This is a genomic window from Prolinoborus fasciculus, from assembly GCF_056724605.1.
The window spans coordinates 49,731-68,141 of sequence record NZ_JBWZQN010000011.1 but is presented as its reverse complement, the minus strand read 5'-3'; the positions used below and the strand labels follow the sequence as shown (position 1 = coordinate 68,141).

The window sequence follows — 18,411 nt, the reverse complement described above, 5'->3', positions numbered from 1 at the left end:
CAGAGGAATAGCAACACGATATGATAAGCTAAAGTGTAGCTATGAGGGGGCAGTTGCATTAGCTTGTATATTTATTTGGCTACCTTTATCGGGTAAATTCTATACTTGAAATGTCAACAGACCCTAATTATTTAAAACATTATCAATAACATAATATTTTCCATGAATCATTAATTTAATGTTTATTCTTAAAATCTAGATTCAAACCTAGTCTGCACAAAAATAAACCAGACCTGTTTCATATTATTGCATCCTCCCACTACTTCAACCCAAGAAAATACATACATAAGCAAATGAAATATATAATTATTATCTTATTAAATTATTGTATATTTTATGTAAAAATTATGCACCATGATTAAACTTTATTCAATTTCTCTTTCAGTTTTAGATTCCTTTCTTATTCATTAAATATTTATTTTTTACTTTCTCATGGTTTCCTATAGAGACTTTCTTCAGATTTTAAACCCTACTCTCTTAATATTTCTTCATCAGAATTTAGTAAATCTCTAAAAAAACCAAATTAAATATAATTCTTTCAATCACTTAATGTTTTTTAAAGTTAATAATTTATAAGTTGGCATTCGCTTTGCTTAAGTCCTCCCAGCACTACTTCACATAACAAAAGGGTGAAAATTACGATGAAAAAAAACAAATTGGTCGGATCTATGGGGGCTCCAACAGTTGGCAAGACAATACTCAAGTTAAGTACGCTTACCTTAAGTATGATGTGCTTGTCTTTGGCACATGCAGCCGATGAACCAGAAAACTCTGCCGCTCAACCTACCAAGGTTCAAAAAGTGACAGTGACAGGTTCATCTATTAAAGGAGTAGCTGCACAAAGCGCCTCACCAATCACGATTATTAAAGGTGAAGATCTGGTGAATCAGGGGGTAACCACTGTAGAAGAAGCATTGATGAAAGTCAGTGCCAACCAAGCAAGTTATGTCACAGCACAAAATGTCGGTGCCAGTAATACCAGTGGTTCAACAGCAAATTTACGTGGTCTTGGTTCGGATAAAACTTTAGTTTTAATTAATGGTCGCCGTGTTGCAAGCAGTGCATTTGGTACCGATTCAACCAACTTAAACAACATCCCTCTCGCATTGGTAGAGCGCATTGAAGTCTTACGTGACGGCGCATCTGCAGTTTATGGTGCAGATGCAGTGGGTGGTGTAATCAACTTTATTACGAAAAAGCAATATGAAGGCGTGGGCATTACTTTAGGTGGTCAAATTCCTGAAGAAAAAGGCGGCGAAAAAATTGACGTTTCGATTTTTGGGGGATATGGCGATCTAGATGAACAAGGTTTTAATGTCTACGGTGTGATCGATTACCGAAAACAAGATACGATTTGGGCAAAAGACCGTAAAGTCAGCCGCCGTGGTGGGGTACTTCCTGAATTAGGAATTGATGGCAGTTCAGCAAATGCTTTCCCTGCAAACTTCTACGATCCTATCACAGGTATTTTGGGTAACCCTTATGGGGATAATTGTTTAAATACCAAAGATACTGTTGCTGAAGATGGTTTCTGTTATTTAAATACCCAAACTGTTATTGGTATTGTGCCTGAACAAGAGAATCTTTCTGCGTTAGGTCGCGCAACTTTCAAATTGTCAGATAACTTTAATGCGATTGGTGAGTATATCTATGCACGTGATGAAGTAACCACTTCAATTGCGCCTGATGTTTATAGTCGTAGTGTGACCTTGCCTTATGCCAGTCAATACTACCCTGGCAAAGGTATTACTCCAGCAGTTGATGGCTTGGCGACTAACACATTACAACTGTATCTACGTTCACAAGGCGGTAACCGTGTTTCTAAGTCAATTAACGAATCGAACCGTATCTTTGCAGGGATTGAAGGTGAAGCATACGGTTGGGATATGAATGGTGGTGTTACTTATGCAAAAAGTGATGCGACTGACAGTTTCGTAAGTGGTTATTTAAACCGCAGTAGAGTTCAGGCTGCACTTGATAATGGAACTTTAAACCCATTTGGCCCACAAGCAGCAGCCAATGCCGGCTTATGGAACACTTTTGATGTCAAAGGCGATACCAATCAGGCATCTTTAGAATCCACTACAATTGACTTTACCGTGAGTCGTCCAATCTACACACTGCCTGCAGGTGATGTCGGTTTTGCACTCGGTGGCAGTTTCTCCAAACAAGACTGGGAAGCAACTGTAAATTCTGAAATTGTTGCTCAAGTTCCAGGCAGTGGTATTGATCCAAATAAACCAAAAAGCTCAGGCGATCGTGACATTAGTGCAGTATTTACTGAACTCCAAGTACCTTTATTGACCAACCTGGAATTACAGTTAGCTGCTCGTTATGATGACTATAGCGATTTTGGTGACACCTTTAATCCTAAAGTGGCTTTACGTTGGGAACCAGCTAAAGAACTCATGTTCCGTACTTCTTACAGTACTGGTTTCCGTGCACCAAGCTTATATGAGGTCAATGCTCCTTCGGTCAGAACTTGGACTGGTGCAAGATATAATGACCCGATTCTTTGCCCGGGTGGTACACCAACTGAAACCAGATACCAAACTGAATGTAATACCCAGTTTATCCGTACACAAGGCGGCAATTCTGAACTAGGTCCAGAAGAGTCAACATCTTACATGGCTGGTTTTGTCTTTGAACCGATCAAAAACTTAGTTTTCACTGCCGATTACTACAATATCGAAATTGAAAACTTAGTGGGAACGATTGGTGAAGCATCAATTTTTGGTGATCCAGAAAAGTATGCTCAATACTTTGTTCGTAATGCAGAAGGTCGTATCGATCATATCTCAACTAACTTGATTAACTCCGGTGGCTTGAAAACCCAAGGTATTGATTTGAGTTTGAACTATCTTTCTCCAATGACGGCAACTGGCCGCTTCGGTTTTGGTATTGACGGTACTTATGTGATCAAAATGGATTACCAAAGTGAACCAGGCGGCGAGTGGGAAGGTTATGTCGGTGTTTATGATGACCCAGCAGTGGTTCGCTGGAAACATACTGCAAACGTGAACTGGTCTTATGAAAACTGGAGAATGGTGTTTGAACAACAGTTCGTTCGTGGTTATGAAGACTATTCAGAAGAACGCGATGTTGCTGACTACACCGTATACAACATTTCTGGCACTTACAAAGGATTTAAAAATCTGGAGCTAACTGCCGGTATTAAAAATATGTTCGATGCAGAACCACCTGCCTCTGACGTAATGGATAACTTCCAATACGGTTATGACCCACGTTATAGCGATCCAACAGGCCGCGCTTACTTCTTACGTGGTACCTATAAATTCTTTTAATTAATTACTTCGCAAACACTGCTGCCAAGCGGTGTTTGCGGTTTTCCCCGTTTAATTTTAGCCAAACAAAAAATAATGCTGCCTGTAACTAAAAAAATTTTCTCATCAGTGCACTATTTCCTGTTTGTCTTAAATTCTAGGAGTCATGATGGGCACAAAGTTTGAAGACTTAGAAAAAAACTCCGCCAAAAAACTGACTGGTATTGGGGTCGTTGTTTTTTTGCATATCCTGGTTGGCCTGGTACTCATGGCTGGTATGGCAAAAGACATTATTAAACCAACGGAACAGCCAGTTGAGCTAATGATTATTCAAGATATTAAGCCGCCTGAACCTGAGCCACCAAAAGAAACACCACCTGAACCACCAAAAATCGTGGAAAAAGTGGCACAAGTGCCTGAGGTGAAACCGGTTGAAAAAGTAGTTCCTGTACAGAAAACACTTCCAACGCCAACCCAACCGACAACTGCTGCGGTACCTACTCCCGTTGCAGCGAGTCTTTCACCAAGTCCGGTAGCAGCACCGGCTCCAGTAGTCGCAGCCGCTCCAGCCCCAGCTCCTCCACCCGCTGGCGTAACTCGTGGTGTTTCACAAGGTGAAGCAGGTTGTAAACGCCCAGACTATCCACGTGATGCGCTAATGAATGAAGAGCAAGGTGAAGTTCTGATCTCTGTCTATGTAAATACCACCGGCAAGGTCCAGGATGCCAAAGTGAAAAAGTCGAGCGGTAGCCGTGCGCTGGATCGTGCAGCATCCAAGGCCTTCAGTTTATGTACTTTCAAACCAGCAATGAAAAATGGCGAGCCGCAAGAATCTTGGTATGACATTCCATATGAATTTGTCCTTGACTAACAGATACAACAGATAAAGAAAAATCAGGAGATCCACGATGAAAAAATCATTCAAACCTTTAAAAAACATGACTGCTGCTGGTGTGATTGCCATGAGCACTTTATTGCCCCTGCAAGCAGTTTTTGCCGAACCGTCTGCTACGCCAACCAGTACCGTAACGGATACAGCGGCAACACCAGCGACAGCGGCTGAACCGACGCCTCCAGCACCTGCTGCGGCTGAAGAACCTGCTCACAATCCTTATGGTCTGGAAGCCATGTGGAAAGAAGGTGACATGGTATCTAAAGTCACCCTGTTCATTCTGGTCATTATGTCGATCGGTACCTGGTACATCATGATCAGCAAATGTTTACAGCAAAGTAAGATCCGTAAGCAAGCCAAGGAAGCTGAACACCAATTCTGGGAATCATCTTCTCTAGATAATGCAACCGAGAATCTGGACGAAGCCAGCGTCTATCGTTTTATTGCGGAAAAAGGGATCAAATCAACCAAAAATCATGGCGGTACACTACTTGAGCGTATTGACTTCAATACCTGGGTCACCATCTCAATTTCCCGTGCGATCGACAAAATCCAGAACCATCTGAGTGGCGGTTTAGCCTTTCTTGCAACAGTCGGTTCTACCGCACCTTTCGTTGGACTTTTCGGTACGGTTTGGGGAATTTACCATGCACTGACTGCTATTGGTGTTTCAGGACAAGCATCCATTGATAAAGTTGCTGGCCCAGTCGGTGAGGCACTGATCATGACAGCCATCGGTCTGGCAGTCGCAGTTCCTGCCGTGCTTGGCTACAACTGGTTGACTCGCCGTAATAAAGCGGTCATGGAAGAAGTCCGTACTTTTGGTTCTGATTTACACGCAGTATTACTCAGCGGTGAAATTACAACCAATAATCCTGTTAATCGTGACGTGAAGTAAGAGTGAGGCATCAGCCATGGGAATGATGGTCAATTCAAACGACAGCGATGATGAGGTAATTGGAACCATTAATACCACCCCTTTGGTTGATATTATGCTGGTTCTGCTCATTATCTTCCTGATTACTGTACCGGTTGCCATTCATACCGTACCTGTCGATCTGCCCGAAGAAAGAAATGTACTGTATGAAACCAAGCCAGAAAATGTTCAGCTGGCTGTCAATAAAACTGGCGATATTTTCTGGAACGAAATTTATATTGCAGATAAAACAGTTTTACTGAGCCGTTTACAGGCAGAAGCACAGAAACGTCCGCAGCCTGAAGTGCATATTCGTGGTGATCAGTTAACACCTTATGAAGCAATTGATCAGGTGATTAGTACCACCCAACAGGCCGGTATTGGCAAAATTGCTTTTGTCACCACTCCGCCCGCTACACCTTAAGCACAAAGAAGGATTAAGTTTATGGGTATGAATGTTGGTTCAAATCAAGACGATGATGTGATGTTAGATGTCAACATGACCCCATTGATTGATGTCATGCTGGTCTTGCTGATTATGTTTATTATCACAATTCCTTTGCCGAATAACTCGATTAATATCGATCTACCGAATGGAACGCCTCCTGTAACCGATGAAAAACCGCCTGAGCTGGTGGAATTACGTCTGGATGCACAAGGTAAGATTTTCTGGAATGAACAGCCGGTAGCAAATACCCAAGCTCTGGAAAACTTATTCAAGACAGTAGCGCAAAAAGCGGATCAGGATCAGATTAAAATCAAGGCGGATCGTGCCACTGAATATAAACATATCGCTATGGTCATGGCGGCAGCTCAAAGGCTGGAGGTCAAAAAAATTGGCATTATGAGTAATAACAACTAAGTATTTTCAAGATATAAAAAACCCAGCATGTGCTGGGTTTTTTATTCATCCGGTTTTACATCTGTGACTGAATATAATTTTGCAGACCAATCAGTTCGATTAAGCGCAATTGTTTTTCTAACCAGTAAGTATGGTCTTCTTCGGTATCCGACATTTGCTGGCGTAACATATCACGGCTGATATAGTCACCTTTCTCTTCGCACAGTTTGATGCCCTGCGCCAGTTTTTCCCGCACATGATATTCAAGTTTTAGATCGGCTTTCAGGCAGCTCAGCACATCCTCGCCAATCTCAACGTCATCGCGCTGCATGTTTGGCGTTCCTTCAAGGAACAGAACACGACGGATAATCGCATCCGCATGCTGGGACTCTTCTTGCATTTCGTGATCGATACGTTCAAAGATTTTGGTCAATCCCCAATCTTCATACATACGAGAGTGAATCAAGTATTGGTCACGAGCAGCCAGTTCGCCACCGATCAACATATTTAAATAATCTACGACTTCTGGATTTCCGCGCATTTGAATAACTCCCTACCTGTATTTTGCTATTATGGCGAAAAGCAATTGAATTTGCAAAGCTTAACCATGGTTAAATATTTGATTTTTATATAATTAAAATGAGAAGTACTTGCATTTACACTTTGTTCTTAATGAAATCCCATTTATAAAACAACACTTTGCACTTTCATTACGCTTGGCAATAACCTAAAACTGGCGAATAAACACATGCGTTAAAATTTGTAAATCTTAATTTTGACCAGACAGATTCATTCTTTTTGTATAAACATCACTGCATTGGCGTACTTCATGCTTAAATTTCGCTTATCATTCACACAAATTTAAAACAACAACGGTTCCGATATGACACATCCACAAACAACAGCGCCGGTTCTGGTTACCGGTGCATCGGGTTATATTGCCAGCTGGGTCATCCAGAAATTACTCACGCAAGGCTATACCGTACATGCCACGGTGCGCGACCTGAATAAAAGTAAGAGCTTTGCCCATTTAGAAAAAATTGCCGACAGCACTCCGGGAACTCTCAAGTTATTTCAGGCCAATTTATTAAGCTCGGGTTCTTTTGATCAGGCGATGCAAGGCTGTGAAATTGTTTTTCATATGGCCTCACCTTTTGTGGTCACCAACTATAAAGATGCAGTCAAAGATATTATCGAACCTGCGGTATTAGGCACTGAAAATGTACTGAATAGTGTCAATCAGACTGAATCAGTGAAACGCGTAATCGTCACATCGAGTATCGCATCCACTTATGGCGATGCCATTGATATTCTACAAACTGAGAATAACAGTTTTGATGAATCCCACTGGAATACCACCAGTTCGGCCACACATCAGCCTTATCCTTATTCCAAAGTCATGGCAGAGCGCAAAGCCTGGGAAATGGCTGAAGCACAGGATCGCTGGGATCTGGTCTGTATCAATCCGGCACTGGTTTTTGGTCAATCCTTAACGCCAAATACCCAATCCGGTAGTGTGGAAGTCCTGCAACAGTTTGCCAATGGTATGACTTTACTTGGCGTTCCACCGATGTGGAATGGCGTGGTCGATGTTCAGGATGTTGCTGAAGCGCATATCCGTGCTGCGTTTAATCCGCAAGCGCACGGTCGTTATATCATTTGTAGTGAAAGCTTGAGCCTGCTGGAAATGGGCCAAATTCTGCGGGCACATTTTGGCAATAAGTTTCCGTTCCCGCGCAATCAATTGCCGAAGGCAGCCTTCAAAATGTTCGGGCCTGTAGCAGGTTTTAGCCGCAAATTTGTAGAGCTGAATATGGGTTATCCAATTTTCTTTAATGCCCAGAAAAGTAAAGATGAGCTCGGTATTGAGTATCGTCCGGTGAAAGAAAGTCTGGTGGAACATTTCCAGCAGCTGCTCGATGATGGTGTCGTGAAAAAATATATTCCTTAATCTTTCTATGCGAAAAAGCCACCCGAAGGTGGCTTTTTCAATCATTAGCCTTTTATGAAATCTTTGACGATTTAAGCCTCAAGCTGACCATAGTCTTGCATCAAGCCAATAAACTGTTGTTCATTGATCACTGGAATACCAAGTTTTTCTGCTTTATCCAGTTTTGAGCCAGCTTTTTCACCCGCAACCACACATTTAGTTTTGCTGGACACACTACCACTTACTCGCGCACCTAAGGCTTGCAACAACTGGGTTGCATCATCCCGCCCCATACTGCTTAAAGTCCCAGTAACCACCCAGCTTTCGCCGTTCAATGGCTGACGGGTCGGTGCAATTGGTGCATCCCAGTGAATACCGGCAGCCAGTAAACGATCCAGAACTTCCAGATTATGCGGTGCCTGAAAGAAATCCAGAATCCATTCCGCAGTGATATCACCTACATCCGGAGTTTTCTTTAAAGCCTCCAGATCGGCCTGACGCAAGGCATCCAGCGTCTGGAAAGTATTGGCCAGCATCCGCGCCGTAGTTTCACCCACCCCACGAATACCGAGTGCATAGATAAAAGCAGCCAGTGTGGTTTTTTTACTGTTTTCAATGGCATCCAAAAGATTCTGAACCGATTTGGCGCCCATCTTTTCAATACCGAGCAAAGTCTCACGATGTTCATGCAGATGGTAAATATCTGAGACATCGTTAAGTAGATTCAGATGCAGCAACGATTCTGCCCAACGGTCACCCAAGCCTTCAATATCCATGGCTTTACGTGAGACAAAGTGACGAATGGCTTCAATACGCTGCGCGGCACAATATAGTCCGCCCGAACAGCGTGCCAAGGCTTCGCCTTCCGGCATGACCACGGGTGAATCACAGACTGGACATTGTTCAGGTAAATGCACTTCAACTGCATCAACCGGGCGAAATTCCGGCCAGACTTTTTCCACCTTAGGAATTACATCGCCACTACGATAAACACTGACGGTATCACCAATACGTACATCCAGACGGTGAATTTCGCCAATATTATGCAGCGTCACATTGGAAACTGTTACTCCACCGACAGCAACTGGATTTAAACGCGCAACCGGCGTCAATGTTCCAGTACGACCCACTTGCCAGTTAATATTTTCTACTGTGGTCAGTGCTGCAACTGCCGGAAATTTATAGGCGGTGGCCCAACGCGGTTCACGGCTCAGGAAACCAAGCTGTTGCTGCTGTTTCAGGTCATTGACCTTGATCACCATACCATCGATTTCGACACTGAGACTGGCACGCTCATCAATGATCTGTTCGTAGACCTTTTGCACGTCCTGAATACTGTCACAGATAAAGTGACGCTCGCCAACCGCAAAACCGAACTGATGTAACCATTCCAGACTGGCGGACATAGTGGTTTGTCCATGATGCGGCACGCACTGAGCAATCCCATAAGCATAAAAAGCCAATGGCCGCGAGGCAGCAATATTCGGGTCCAGCTGACGCAAACTTCCTGCCGCAGCATTACGCGGATTAGCAAAGGTCTTTTCACCTTTGGCGGCATTGGCAGCATTCAATTTTTCAAAACCTGATTTTGGCATCAACACTTCGCCGCGTACTTCCAGCAAATCGGGAATGATGCCATTCACCGGAGATAAAAGTTTCGGCAGGTTGCGAATGGTTCTGACATTTTGGGTGATGTCTTCACCGGTTTCCCCATCGCCGCGCGTCACCCCACGCGTCAGTACGCCATGCTCATACCAGAGTGAAATGGCCAGACCATCAAATTTCAGTTCCACATCATATTCAATTTTTTGATTTGGCAAACGTTCTTCAATACGGCGGGCAAAAGCCAGCAGATCTTCCTGATTAAAGACATTGCCTAATGACAGCATCGGCACGGCGTGTGTTACGGTCACAAATTTTGAAAGCGCCTGCCCACCCACTTTATCTGTCGGGCTATCGGACTGGATCAGGTCAGGATATTGTTGTTCTAAGGCTTTGAGCTGATGAAAGAGCTGATCATATTCACTGTCTTCAATGCTCGGTTGATCCATCACATAATAAGCATGGTTATGCTTGGCAAGCAGTTGAATCAGTTGACGCATTTGCGCAATGACAGTGGCATCTTGGGTCATAATTTCACCATAAAAAAGGGCGGAAAATCCGCCCTGTAGAATATTCAGCTTTTGGCTATTATAAAAATTGCAGTCTACAGATTCAACTTGGAGATTGAACAAAGCAGCCTTAAACTTCCGTCCCTTGTCCAGCACGATAATCAATTGCCTGATGGCGCCAGAATTCACGTAATTGTGGAGTAAATTCCTGTTGATTCTGGTCATAGACCAGACCGTCCACTTCACGGGCAATCAGACGTGAAATACTGTCCATGGTATCAAACGCATTTTGTACATCGCTATGCGGTAAAGCCAGGAAGAATGCCAGACCTTTCACTTCCTGAGTCGACAGGGTTTCCAGATCAAAGCCTTCCATTCCGGTATCGGTCATTTGCAATACCGAAAACAGCAGTTTTGAACCATCTTCACTATAACGGTGGAAACAGGCCAATTCACCATAACGCAGGCCATATTTCAATAAAACCTTCAAGGTTTTATCACCCGAAAGTACACGGCCTTGTGGATAGATATGCAAAGAAATAATGGTTTCAGCATTGGACAAAGCACTTTCTTCATCCACTATTTTTTGCTCATGCAGATGTGCATCCAGAATACTGCTTTCATCATTAAATTCAGAAATTTCTGCTTTTTCGATGTTTCTGTTCAGGCTGAATTCAGGCATTTCTTCCTTGGTTTCAGTCTGGCTATTCTTATGTTCTGCTTCTACCTGTTGAACATCCGCTGCTGTTGCTACCGACTTTGCCACTCCTTCAGCTTCTGTTGACGGGGCAGCTACAGGAGTTTCGACTGCTTTTGGCTCAACCGGAGTTGATTCAGCCTTGCGAAAGGCGGAAGGCTTTTCAGGAGCCGGTTCATCTATACCCAAGCTTGGCTCGATACGATCAGATTCGACATCCTGTTGTGCCAACTGAGAACGTACATGCCTTGGAATGATCGGGGTCTGGCTATCCGGGTCGATATGCAGGTTGGCATCCAGTGAAGGTACAGCCTCTACAGGTTTTTTGAACAGCATTCTTATACCAAACAGCATAATCACAATTGCGATCACAATCCCGATAATGGTGGTGATTTCCATATTATACCTCCGCAGCTAGGCCGTATTCTTTTGCCTGTTCCAAATTAACTGTCACTAATTTTGATGTTCCCGGTTCAGGCATGGTTACACCTAAAAGATCAGTCGCCATCATCATTGCAAGTTTGTTATGGGTAATATAAATAAATTGCACGTGTTCAGAAAGCTCTTTAACTAAATTACAAAAGCGTCCCACATTGGCATCATCCAGCGGTGCATCGACTTCATCCAGTACGCAAAATGGTGCCGGATTTAAGCGAAAAATCGCGAATACCAATGCTAATGCGGTTAAGGCCTTTTCTCCACCAGAGAGTAAGGCCAATGAGCTGTTTCGTTTACCCGGTGGTCGGGCCATCAGTTTTACCCCCGATTGCCAGCCATCTTCAAGGCTTAAACTCGCCTCACCGCCTTCAAACACTTTCGGGAACAGGTTTTGTAGTTCAGCATTGACCTGATCAAACGTGTGCATAAACAGTTTACGGGTTTCCTGGTCAATACTTTTCATCGCAGCCTGTAGCTGTTCAACCGTATTTTCCAGATCCTGCATCTGGTGACTCAGTTCCTCATAACGTTTTGACACTTCTTCATATTCTTCAGAAGCCGCCAGATTGACTGCACCGAGTTTATCAAACTGAGCCTGAGCTTTTTCCAGTTTCGCCTGATGTGCTTTAACATCAATATCGAGTCCGGAAATTACTTCACTATTCAATTCTTTCAGTTGTTCAGAATAATGCTGCAAATCAGATTTGGCTGCTTGCCAAGCCAGACGTTTTTCTTCCAGTGTAGTACGGAGTTTTTCATCCTGCTGCTGAAAACTGTGACGCTGTTCGGTCAGCTGCTGCTGTTTGTTCTGCACCTGATTTAATTCAATCTGCCAGTCGGCCCAGGTCTTTTGCAGCTTTTCAGTGATCTGCGCCTGCTCATTGAACTGGCTCTGTAAAGCAGGTAATTCCAGCTGTACCGGATCGACAAATTTCTTGGCTTGCTCGATTTGTGCAGTAATTTGTTGAGACTGTTCTTTGAGGAATACCTGATCTTTTTCCAGTAATTCAATCTGCTGCTGGCTTTGCACATTTTGCCGGCGCAGCACTTCCAGTCCCTGCTGCGCTTGCTGACTGAGCTGCTGTGAGTCATCCAGCTGAGCACTCAATTCTTCTAGCTGGAATTGCAGGGTTTTATAATTTGGTAGCGCCTGTTCCAGTTTGATATTCAAGGCATGTAGATCAATTTCCAGATCATCTTTCTGCATGGCATCTTCTTCAAGCTGCTCATCAAGTTGTTGCAGCTGATGCTGTAATTGCTGCTTTTGCAATGCGAAAGCCTGAGCACTACTTTGTACTTTGGCAATATTGACATCGAGTTGCTGCAGCTGCTTTTGGGTATGCTTGTGCTGCTCACTGATGCTTTGAATCCGGCTTTGCAAAGCTTTAACCTGATCGGTGAGTTCATGTAACTGCTGCTCCAACTGCATAAACTTAGGTTCAAGTTCTGCAAGTTGCTGCTCGATTTCATCCAGACGGATTCGATGACTCAATGCACCTTGTCCGGCCTGACTAGCTTCATCATAGTCCAGTGCAATCATCCAATCCGCACCAACATGGTAGCCATCTAAACTCAGTAATGTCTGGCCTTGTAATAACTCAGTTTGAAGAGGCAATGCTTGCGCTAATGTATCTACGACCGCGACTTGTTGCCACAGTGAATAATGTGGAGATTCAATCCAATCGGCCAGACACATCGTATTGGCAATCTGAATTTTATTCTGAACAGCCTGTTGCTTTAACTGACGCGCACAATCTTCAAGGAAGTGCTCGCCCTCTGTCAAAATCTGGGCAGACAGCCACTTAGCCAAAAACTTTTCGATCAGGCTGGCATGTACCTTGCCTGCATCATTGAGCTTAAGTACATGCATTAACTGTATCGCATTACTCTTGGCATTTGGGTTGGCTTTGGTCAGTAATTGGCTCAGGTTTTTCTTTTCTGAATGAAGTACCTGAATTTCAGATTTGAGCTGCATCAGCTGTTGTTGACGACTCGCCTGCTCTTCCTGAATCTGCTCGAATTGAGTTCTTAAATCTGTTAATTGAATTTCATAGCCAACGATTTGCTGTTCAACTTGGGCTTTGTCTGCCTGATACTGCTCCAGCTCATCTTGCTGCGCCTGTTGCTGAATCTGTGCACTTTGCTGTTGTAGTGTCTGTTTCTGTTGTTCAATCCGTTCAATATTCTTTGCCAGTTGCTCGCTTTGAGCCAGCATTTGCAATTTACGCTGTTGCTGCTGTTCGACCTGAGTTTTAATCTGTGCGAATTGCGCTGCTACTGAACTCTGCTGGGATTTGAGCTCACTCAGATTCTGGCTTTGCGCCTGACTCTGGCCATCTTGCTGCTGCAATTGCGCCTGCTGATCTTCAAATTGCTGCTGTAAAGTATCGAGTTGCAGTTCAATCAACTGCAAACGCTCTTTGGTTTGGGCTTTTTGCTGTTCCAGCTTGATCAGACTGCTGGAATTCTGCTCTAGCAAAGACTGCTTTTGTTGCAGGGTCATTTCCAGTTCAGCCAGTTTTTTCTCGGCCTGTTGCCATTCACTTTGCAAAGGAGTGGATTGCTGAATCAGACGCTGGAACAGTTCACTGGTGCTGCCCAAATCATGTTCAACGCTGGTCAGTTCGGAACGTACCAGCTTAAAGTTTTCCCCGAGCGTATTCATCTCAAGGGTATATTCTTCCTGTAAGCGCTGGCTCTGCTCACATTGAAAAGACAGAATTTCGATCTTAATCGTACGGATCTGTCCTTCCAGTTCTTTATATTGAATTGCACTTTCCGACTGACGTTTCAAGGTTTTTAACTGGGATTTCAGTTCGGAGGCGATATCTCCCAGACGCGACAGGTTTTGTGTGGTGTGATCCAGATGCAGCATCGTTTCACGGCGACGCGCCTGATAGCGTGATACACCCGCGGCTTCTTCAATATAAACCCGCATTTCATCTGGCTTGGCATCGACCAGACGGTTGATCATGCCCTGCTCGATAATCGCATAAGAACGTGGCCCAAGACCGGTACCCAGGAAAATATCGGTAATATCACGACGACGGCATTTGCTGCCATTCAGGAAATATTCGGACTTACCATCGCGGTTGACCTGACGGCGTACCGCCAACTCGTTATAGGCATTATAAGCACCGCCCAGCTTGCCATAGGTATTGTCAAAGCGCAGTTCCACACTGGCCATGCCCACCGGTTTACGCTTGGCAGTTCCGGTAAAGATGACGTCCTGCATGCTGCCACCACGCAACTGACGCGCACTGGACTCACCCATGACCCAGCGTATGGCATCAATGACGTTAGATTTACCACAACCATTCGGTCCCACGACCGCAGTACGATTATCTTTAAAATGTAAAGTGGTACTGTCGGCAAAAGATTTAAAGCCTGAAATTTTTAAACTGCTTAAACGCATAATGTCCTGATTTAACGTCGTGAGCGTCTGGCCCACGCGAGTTCAATTTGTTTCATCCGTGTCAGAGATTCCAACACAAGGTTGCGCAAGTGTCGACAAAAATCTTCCATAAATAAAGTGGCCTGATGGCTTTTTCGTATCAAAATTGCTTCAGTGACCAGTTTAAATAAGTCGAAAGATTCCTGTAACTCGCGTCTGGAAATATTCAGGGTCAGAAAATAGCTCCGACGCAAAGAAGGCAGCAGTTCCTGATAGTAGCGCATCAGATAAGGATTCCCGACCATCTCATGCTGCTGGGCCATGCCCTGAAAGATCAGATCATAAAACTTTTCAGTGTGTCCTTGGCGAGTTTCTGCTTCCAATTGCTCTAATAATAGCTGAATGCGCTCAGCTTCATGCACCCGCCAGGTTTCCGCCATGCGATACACCATTTGCCCGAGCAATAATGAGGTCATGTCAAATAAGGCACGTACCTGCAAGGCCGACATTTCCGAGACAATCGCCCCACGGCGCGGGAAAATTTCAATCAGCTGGGTGCGTTCCAGCAAAAGCAGGGCTTCACGAACCGAACCCCGACTGACATCAAGCTCCGAGGCAATCCTGAGTTCCTGTATACGTTCGCCTTCGACCAGTTCACCGCGAATAATCTGTTCGCTAATGTGCTTGGCAATCTGCTCAGACAAACTGTGCGCTTGTTCTAATGGCATACCGTTCCTGTCTTTATTTTTATGGATACTGGTTTAGCCCTTTATTTGGGCTATGTTGCTATTAAACGGGTTTTTATCCATAAATACTTTGACATTGTCAGACAATCTTATGTCTATATAGCCAACTTAGGCCCATAAAAAAGGAGAATAGTGAGCTATTCTCCTTATACGGTACATCAGTCCAACCGAAAAGGTTTAAATCAGGCCATAAACCCTTGATAAATAAAATACAGGCCGACGGTGGTCAGTAGTGCAGCAAAACATTTTTTTAATACGGCCGGTGAAAGCAGATGTGCCACTTTTGCGCCCAGCTTGGCAGTGAAAAAACTCATCATGCTGATGCCAATAAAGGCATAAATATGAATATAGCCAATGGTATTTGGCACGGTGACCTGTGCCTGTTTACCAAACCAGATAAACCCCAGCGCACCTGCAACTGCAATCGGTAAACCACAAGCTGCAGAGGTCGCTACTGCTTTTTGCATCACAATTCCGCAACGATTCAGAAATGGGACGGTCAGACTTCCCCCGCCAATCCCAAAGATCGCCGATGCCACACCGATCCCGCCACCTGCAGCAATTTGTACCGGGGTTGAAGGCAATTTTTGATTCGGATCGATCTGAATATGCGCTCCTCTAAACATTCGAAAAGCCACCCAGACTGCAAAGAAACCGATCAATAATTGTAAACCTTGACCAGATAAATAATCGGCAATCCCCGCACCCAAGAAGGAACCAAAAATCAGACCCGGCGCCAGATTACGAAATACGGGCCATAGCACTGCCCCTCGTTGATGATGCGCCATCACCGAACTGATAGAAGTCACAATAATTGTTGCCAAGGAAGTACCCACCGCCATATGCATAATCACGCTGGGATCGTACTGAAGCTGGGTAAAAACAATGTACAGGATCGGCACAATAATCAAACCACCGCCGACCCCAAACAGGCCTGCGGTGAATCCGGCAATTGCACCAATCAATAAATATATGATTAACTCCATAACGATATTTACCACGTTTAGATTCAAATGGATGTAGAAACTCGTGAACTGCAACAACGATTAAGCGATGCAGGCCAACTCCCGGAAGTATTACTCATCAAACCGATTACTACATCGACCAATGATGATGTGCGCGAATTGGCAACGAAGGGGGTACAGCAGGTTCTGGTATGCAGTCATGTGCAGACCCAAGGCCGTGGACAGCGTCAACGTCAGTGGATTTCACCTGAAGGGAACATCTATTTAAGCACATTGCTGCATACACAAAAACCCATCGATGGTCGTCTGGCGCTAGAAATTGCGTTAAATATCCTGCAAATGCCCAGTCTAAAAGGCCTGGAATTACAGGTGAAATGGCCGAATGACCTGTATAGCCTGCACGGAAAATGGGGCGGCATTCTGGTCGAGCCGATTTCATCTACACAGGTGGTGGTCGGTGTAGGTTTAAATATCGATCCTCTGCCCACTGACCTTCCAGATCAGCAGGTTAGCTCCTTGAACGAGTTGGGATTATCACATACCTCAAGAGTCGAGCTGATTGCCCAGTTATATCTGGCGATTCAGCAAGCCGGGCAATGGTTTAATTATGGCAGTCAAAACCTGGCGGCGCGTTTCAATCGATCGGCTGCATTTATGCAACAAACGGTTGAATTTACTGACGTGCAAGGGCAATATTCCGGTACTTTTCTCGGGATTCAGGATGATGGTGCAGTCAAGATTTTGACCGATCAGGGAATCCAGACCTTTTATCAGGGACAGCTCCGCCTTAAACATGGTGGATGAACAGGCATACAGCAATGAAAAAATTATGGTTGGATATCGGCAATACCCGGCTTAAATACTGGATTACCGAGCATGATCAGATTATTGAACAGGCAGCAGAATTACATTTACAGTCTCCTGCTGATTTGTTACTTGGCCTGATCCAGCATTTCAAAGCGCTGGGCTTGCATCAGGTGGGATTATCTTCTGTCCAAGATAAAATCAATAATGAGCGTATTCTCAGCATTTTAGAAAGTCTACATATTCCAGTGATTTTTGCTCAGGTACAAGCAGAATATGCCGGTCTGATCTGTGGCTATGATGAACCTTCGCAACTGGGGATTGACCGCTGGTTACAGGTACTTGCAGTGGCGACGCAAGCGCATGAAAATTATTGTGTGATTAGTTGCGGTACGGCGCTGACCATTGATCTGGCGCAAGGACAACAACATTTGGGTGGTTTTATTCTGCCAAATCTGTACTTGCAACGTGATTCACTGATTCAGAATACCAAAGGCATTAAAATCCCGGATGCCGCTTTTTCTGAACTCAATCCTGGACGCAACACCATCGATGCTGTTCATCATGGCATCCTACTGGGTCTGCTCAGCACGATTGAGAAAGTCCTGCATGATTTCCCAGCACAGCTGGTTTTAACCGGTGGAGATGCTCCACTGTTTGCGCAGCATCTCAGCCATCACCATCCCCGGATTGAACCTGATCTTTTACTTAAAGGCCTGCAGCATTTTGCAGCTCATTTGCCAGACACTGTTTGATAATGTCCAGCAATTGCGGAAAATCGGCAAAGCCATCAGCCTTATTAAAATGTCCGGCTTTTTTGATCTCAAAAATTTGTGCATTCAAGCTATGGGCTAAACGCAAGGAAACCGGTGCAGGCACATAGGGATCATTACTGGAGATCAGCATCACCGCACGTTTATAGCTATACGGTAAGTTTTTCAGATCGAGTCGCACAGCCTGCAGTATTTTATTCAGTTCTGACCAGGCCACCAAAGGCGTATCAAAGGCTGAGACCAGAATTACCCCGCCGATCTTGCGTTGCTGCTGAATATAATGTTCCTGTAAAAAGTTTAAAACACTGACGCAACTCAGGCCATGTGCAACTAAAAAGGTATGTTCATCCATCTGCGGAATGTGCAGTTTCAGATTCTGCTGCCACTCTTCTAAATCAGGCTGAAAAGGGTTGGCCAGCATAATCCGTTTAGATTCAAAACCGGCATTTTTAAGCTGGCGACTGAACCAAGGGTACCAGTGATCATTGGAGGTCGCCTGATAGTCCGGCACGATATAGACTTTATTTATTATATTTTTCATAGTGATTTACTTATTATCATTGAACGCAAATTGCGTCGACAAAAAATAAGTTTTAACCAGTCTGGAGATGGAATTCAAG

Annotated in this window: 15 protein-coding genes; 8 read left to right on the top strand and 7 right to left on the bottom strand. The window is 44.4% G+C overall.

Going from position 1 to position 18,411, the window contains the following annotated elements; translation table 11 throughout:
- The first annotated feature begins 641 nt into the window (after positions 1-641).
- The 5 genes from AC1P5O_RS04360 (at position 642) to AC1P5O_RS04340 (ending at position 5,954) form a co-directional block, all read left to right on the top strand.
- Positions 642-3,305: a TonB-dependent receptor gene (locus tag AC1P5O_RS04360; RefSeq protein WP_004279212.1), complete on the top strand. Its 2,664-nt coding sequence runs from the start codon at positions 642-644 to the stop codon at positions 3,303-3,305.
- A 148-nt stretch (positions 3,306-3,453) separates the two neighbouring features.
- Positions 3,454-4,155 (top strand): energy transducer TonB, encoded by a 702-nt coding sequence (locus tag AC1P5O_RS04355; RefSeq protein WP_039901968.1) that lies wholly within the window; start codon positions 3,454-3,456, stop codon positions 4,153-4,155.
- Positions 4,156-4,192: 37 nt separating this feature from the next.
- Complete coding sequence (locus AC1P5O_RS04350; RefSeq protein WP_004279210.1) at positions 4,193-5,074, top strand: MotA/TolQ/ExbB proton channel family protein; 882 nt, start codon at positions 4,193-4,195, stop codon at positions 5,072-5,074.
- 16 nt (positions 5,075-5,090) lie between these two features.
- Positions 5,091-5,516: an ExbD/TolR family protein gene (locus tag AC1P5O_RS04345; protein WP_005247138.1), complete on the top strand. Its 426-nt coding sequence runs from the start codon at positions 5,091-5,093 to the stop codon at positions 5,514-5,516.
- A gap of 21 nt (positions 5,517-5,537) precedes the next feature.
- Entirely contained in the window at positions 5,538-5,954 is a 417-nt protein-coding gene (locus tag AC1P5O_RS04340) for an ExbD/TolR family protein (protein ID WP_004279208.1), read from the top strand.
- Positions 5,955-6,009: 55 nt separating this feature from the next.
- Here AC1P5O_RS04340 and ftn read toward each other — a convergent pair whose 3' ends face one another.
- Complete coding sequence (gene ftn / locus AC1P5O_RS04335) at positions 6,010-6,474, bottom strand: heteropolymeric bacterioferritin subunit Ftn (protein WP_262457585.1); 465 nt, start codon at positions 6,472-6,474, stop codon at positions 6,010-6,012.
- 342 nt (positions 6,475-6,816) lie between these two features.
- Between ftn and AC1P5O_RS04330 the strand changes: the two genes are divergently transcribed.
- The gene (locus AC1P5O_RS04330) at positions 6,817-7,884 is read left to right on the top strand and encodes an SDR family oxidoreductase (RefSeq protein ID WP_262457587.1); all 1,068 of its coding nucleotides are present in this window, start codon (positions 6,817-6,819) and stop codon (positions 7,882-7,884) included.
- Between the two features lie 71 nt (positions 7,885-7,955).
- Here AC1P5O_RS04330 and ligA read toward each other — a convergent pair whose 3' ends face one another.
- From ligA to AC1P5O_RS04305, 5 genes are all read right to left on the bottom strand, one after another.
- Complete coding sequence (gene ligA, locus AC1P5O_RS04325) at positions 7,956-9,995, bottom strand: NAD-dependent DNA ligase LigA (protein ID WP_004279205.1); 2,040 nt, start codon at positions 9,993-9,995, stop codon at positions 7,956-7,958.
- A gap of 109 nt (positions 9,996-10,104) precedes the next feature.
- Positions 10,105-11,070, bottom strand: coding sequence for a cell division protein ZipA C-terminal FtsZ-binding domain-containing protein (locus AC1P5O_RS04320; RefSeq protein WP_004279204.1), 966 nt, complete (start codon positions 11,068-11,070; stop codon positions 10,105-10,107).
- Position 11,071: 1 nt separating this feature from the next.
- Positions 11,072-14,560 (bottom strand): chromosome segregation protein SMC, encoded by a 3,489-nt coding sequence (smc, locus tag AC1P5O_RS04315; RefSeq protein WP_499005735.1) that lies wholly within the window; start codon positions 14,558-14,560, stop codon positions 11,072-11,074.
- Positions 14,536-15,231 (bottom strand): GntR family transcriptional regulator, encoded by a 696-nt coding sequence (locus tag AC1P5O_RS04310; protein ID WP_004279202.1) that lies wholly within the window; start codon positions 15,229-15,231, stop codon positions 14,536-14,538. Before AC1P5O_RS04310 ends, smc begins: the two co-directional genes overlap by 25 nt.
- Before the next feature lie 200 nt (positions 15,232-15,431).
- Positions 15,432-16,235, bottom strand: coding sequence for a sulfite exporter TauE/SafE family protein (locus AC1P5O_RS04305; RefSeq protein WP_004279201.1), 804 nt, complete (start codon positions 16,233-16,235; stop codon positions 15,432-15,434).
- 27 nt (positions 16,236-16,262) lie between these two features.
- On the opposite strand from AC1P5O_RS04305, the gene AC1P5O_RS04300 reads away from it, so the two are divergent.
- Together AC1P5O_RS04300 and AC1P5O_RS04295 are read left to right on the top strand one after the other, a co-directional pair.
- Complete coding sequence (locus AC1P5O_RS04300) at positions 16,263-17,018, top strand: biotin--[acetyl-CoA-carboxylase] ligase (RefSeq protein ID WP_004279200.1); 756 nt, start codon at positions 16,263-16,265, stop codon at positions 17,016-17,018.
- Between the two features lie 14 nt (positions 17,019-17,032).
- On the top strand, positions 17,033-17,773 hold the full coding sequence (locus AC1P5O_RS04295; RefSeq protein ID WP_004279199.1) for a type III pantothenate kinase: 741 nt from the start codon (positions 17,033-17,035) through the stop codon (positions 17,771-17,773).
- Here AC1P5O_RS04295 and AC1P5O_RS04290 read toward each other — a convergent pair.
- Positions 17,727-18,332, bottom strand: a complete 606-nt coding sequence (locus tag AC1P5O_RS04290; RefSeq protein WP_262457592.1) for an RBBP9/YdeN family alpha/beta hydrolase — start codon at positions 18,330-18,332, stop codon at positions 17,727-17,729. The two genes, AC1P5O_RS04295 and AC1P5O_RS04290, sit on opposite strands and share 47 nt — an antisense overlap.
- Positions 18,333-18,411: the final 79 nt, after the last annotated feature.

What these genes read in the sequence shown, in the direction of transcription:
- AC1P5O_RS04300 (WP_004279200.1), top strand. Translation starts at nt 16,263, where the DNA reads ATGGATGTAGAAACTCGTGAACTGCAACAACGATTAAGCGATGCAGGC.
- AC1P5O_RS04360 (WP_004279212.1), top strand. Translation starts at nt 642, where the DNA reads ATGAAAAAAAACAAATTGGTCGGATCTATGGGGGCTCCAACAGTTGGC.
- AC1P5O_RS04290 (WP_262457592.1), bottom strand. Translation starts at nt 18,332, where the DNA reads ATGAAAAATATAATAAATAAAGTCTATATCGTGCCGGACTATCAGGCG.
- AC1P5O_RS04350 (WP_004279210.1), top strand. Translation starts at nt 4,193, where the DNA reads ATGAAAAAATCATTCAAACCTTTAAAAAACATGACTGCTGCTGGTGTG.
- AC1P5O_RS04295 (WP_004279199.1), top strand. Translation starts at nt 17,033, where the DNA reads ATGAAAAAATTATGGTTGGATATCGGCAATACCCGGCTTAAATACTGG.
- AC1P5O_RS04345 (WP_005247138.1), top strand. Translation starts at nt 5,091, where the DNA reads ATGGGAATGATGGTCAATTCAAACGACAGCGATGATGAGGTAATTGGA.
- AC1P5O_RS04355 (WP_039901968.1), top strand. Translation starts at nt 3,454, where the DNA reads ATGGGCACAAAGTTTGAAGACTTAGAAAAAAACTCCGCCAAAAAACTG.
- AC1P5O_RS04340 (WP_004279208.1), top strand. Translation starts at nt 5,538, where the DNA reads ATGGGTATGAATGTTGGTTCAAATCAAGACGATGATGTGATGTTAGAT.
- ligA (WP_004279205.1), bottom strand. Translation starts at nt 9,995, where the DNA reads ATGACCCAAGATGCCACTGTCATTGCGCAAATGCGTCAACTGATTCAA.
- AC1P5O_RS04330 (WP_262457587.1), top strand. Translation starts at nt 6,817, where the DNA reads ATGACACATCCACAAACAACAGCGCCGGTTCTGGTTACCGGTGCATCG.
- AC1P5O_RS04305 (WP_004279201.1), bottom strand. Translation starts at nt 16,235, where the DNA reads ATGGAGTTAATCATATATTTATTGATTGGTGCAATTGCCGGATTCACC.
- AC1P5O_RS04320 (WP_004279204.1), bottom strand. Translation starts at nt 11,070, where the DNA reads ATGGAAATCACCACCATTATCGGGATTGTGATCGCAATTGTGATTATG.
- AC1P5O_RS04310 (WP_004279202.1), bottom strand. Translation starts at nt 15,231, where the DNA reads ATGCCATTAGAACAAGCGCACAGTTTGTCTGAGCAGATTGCCAAGCAC.
- ftn (WP_262457585.1), bottom strand. Translation starts at nt 6,474, where the DNA reads ATGCGCGGAAATCCAGAAGTCGTAGATTATTTAAATATGTTGATCGGT.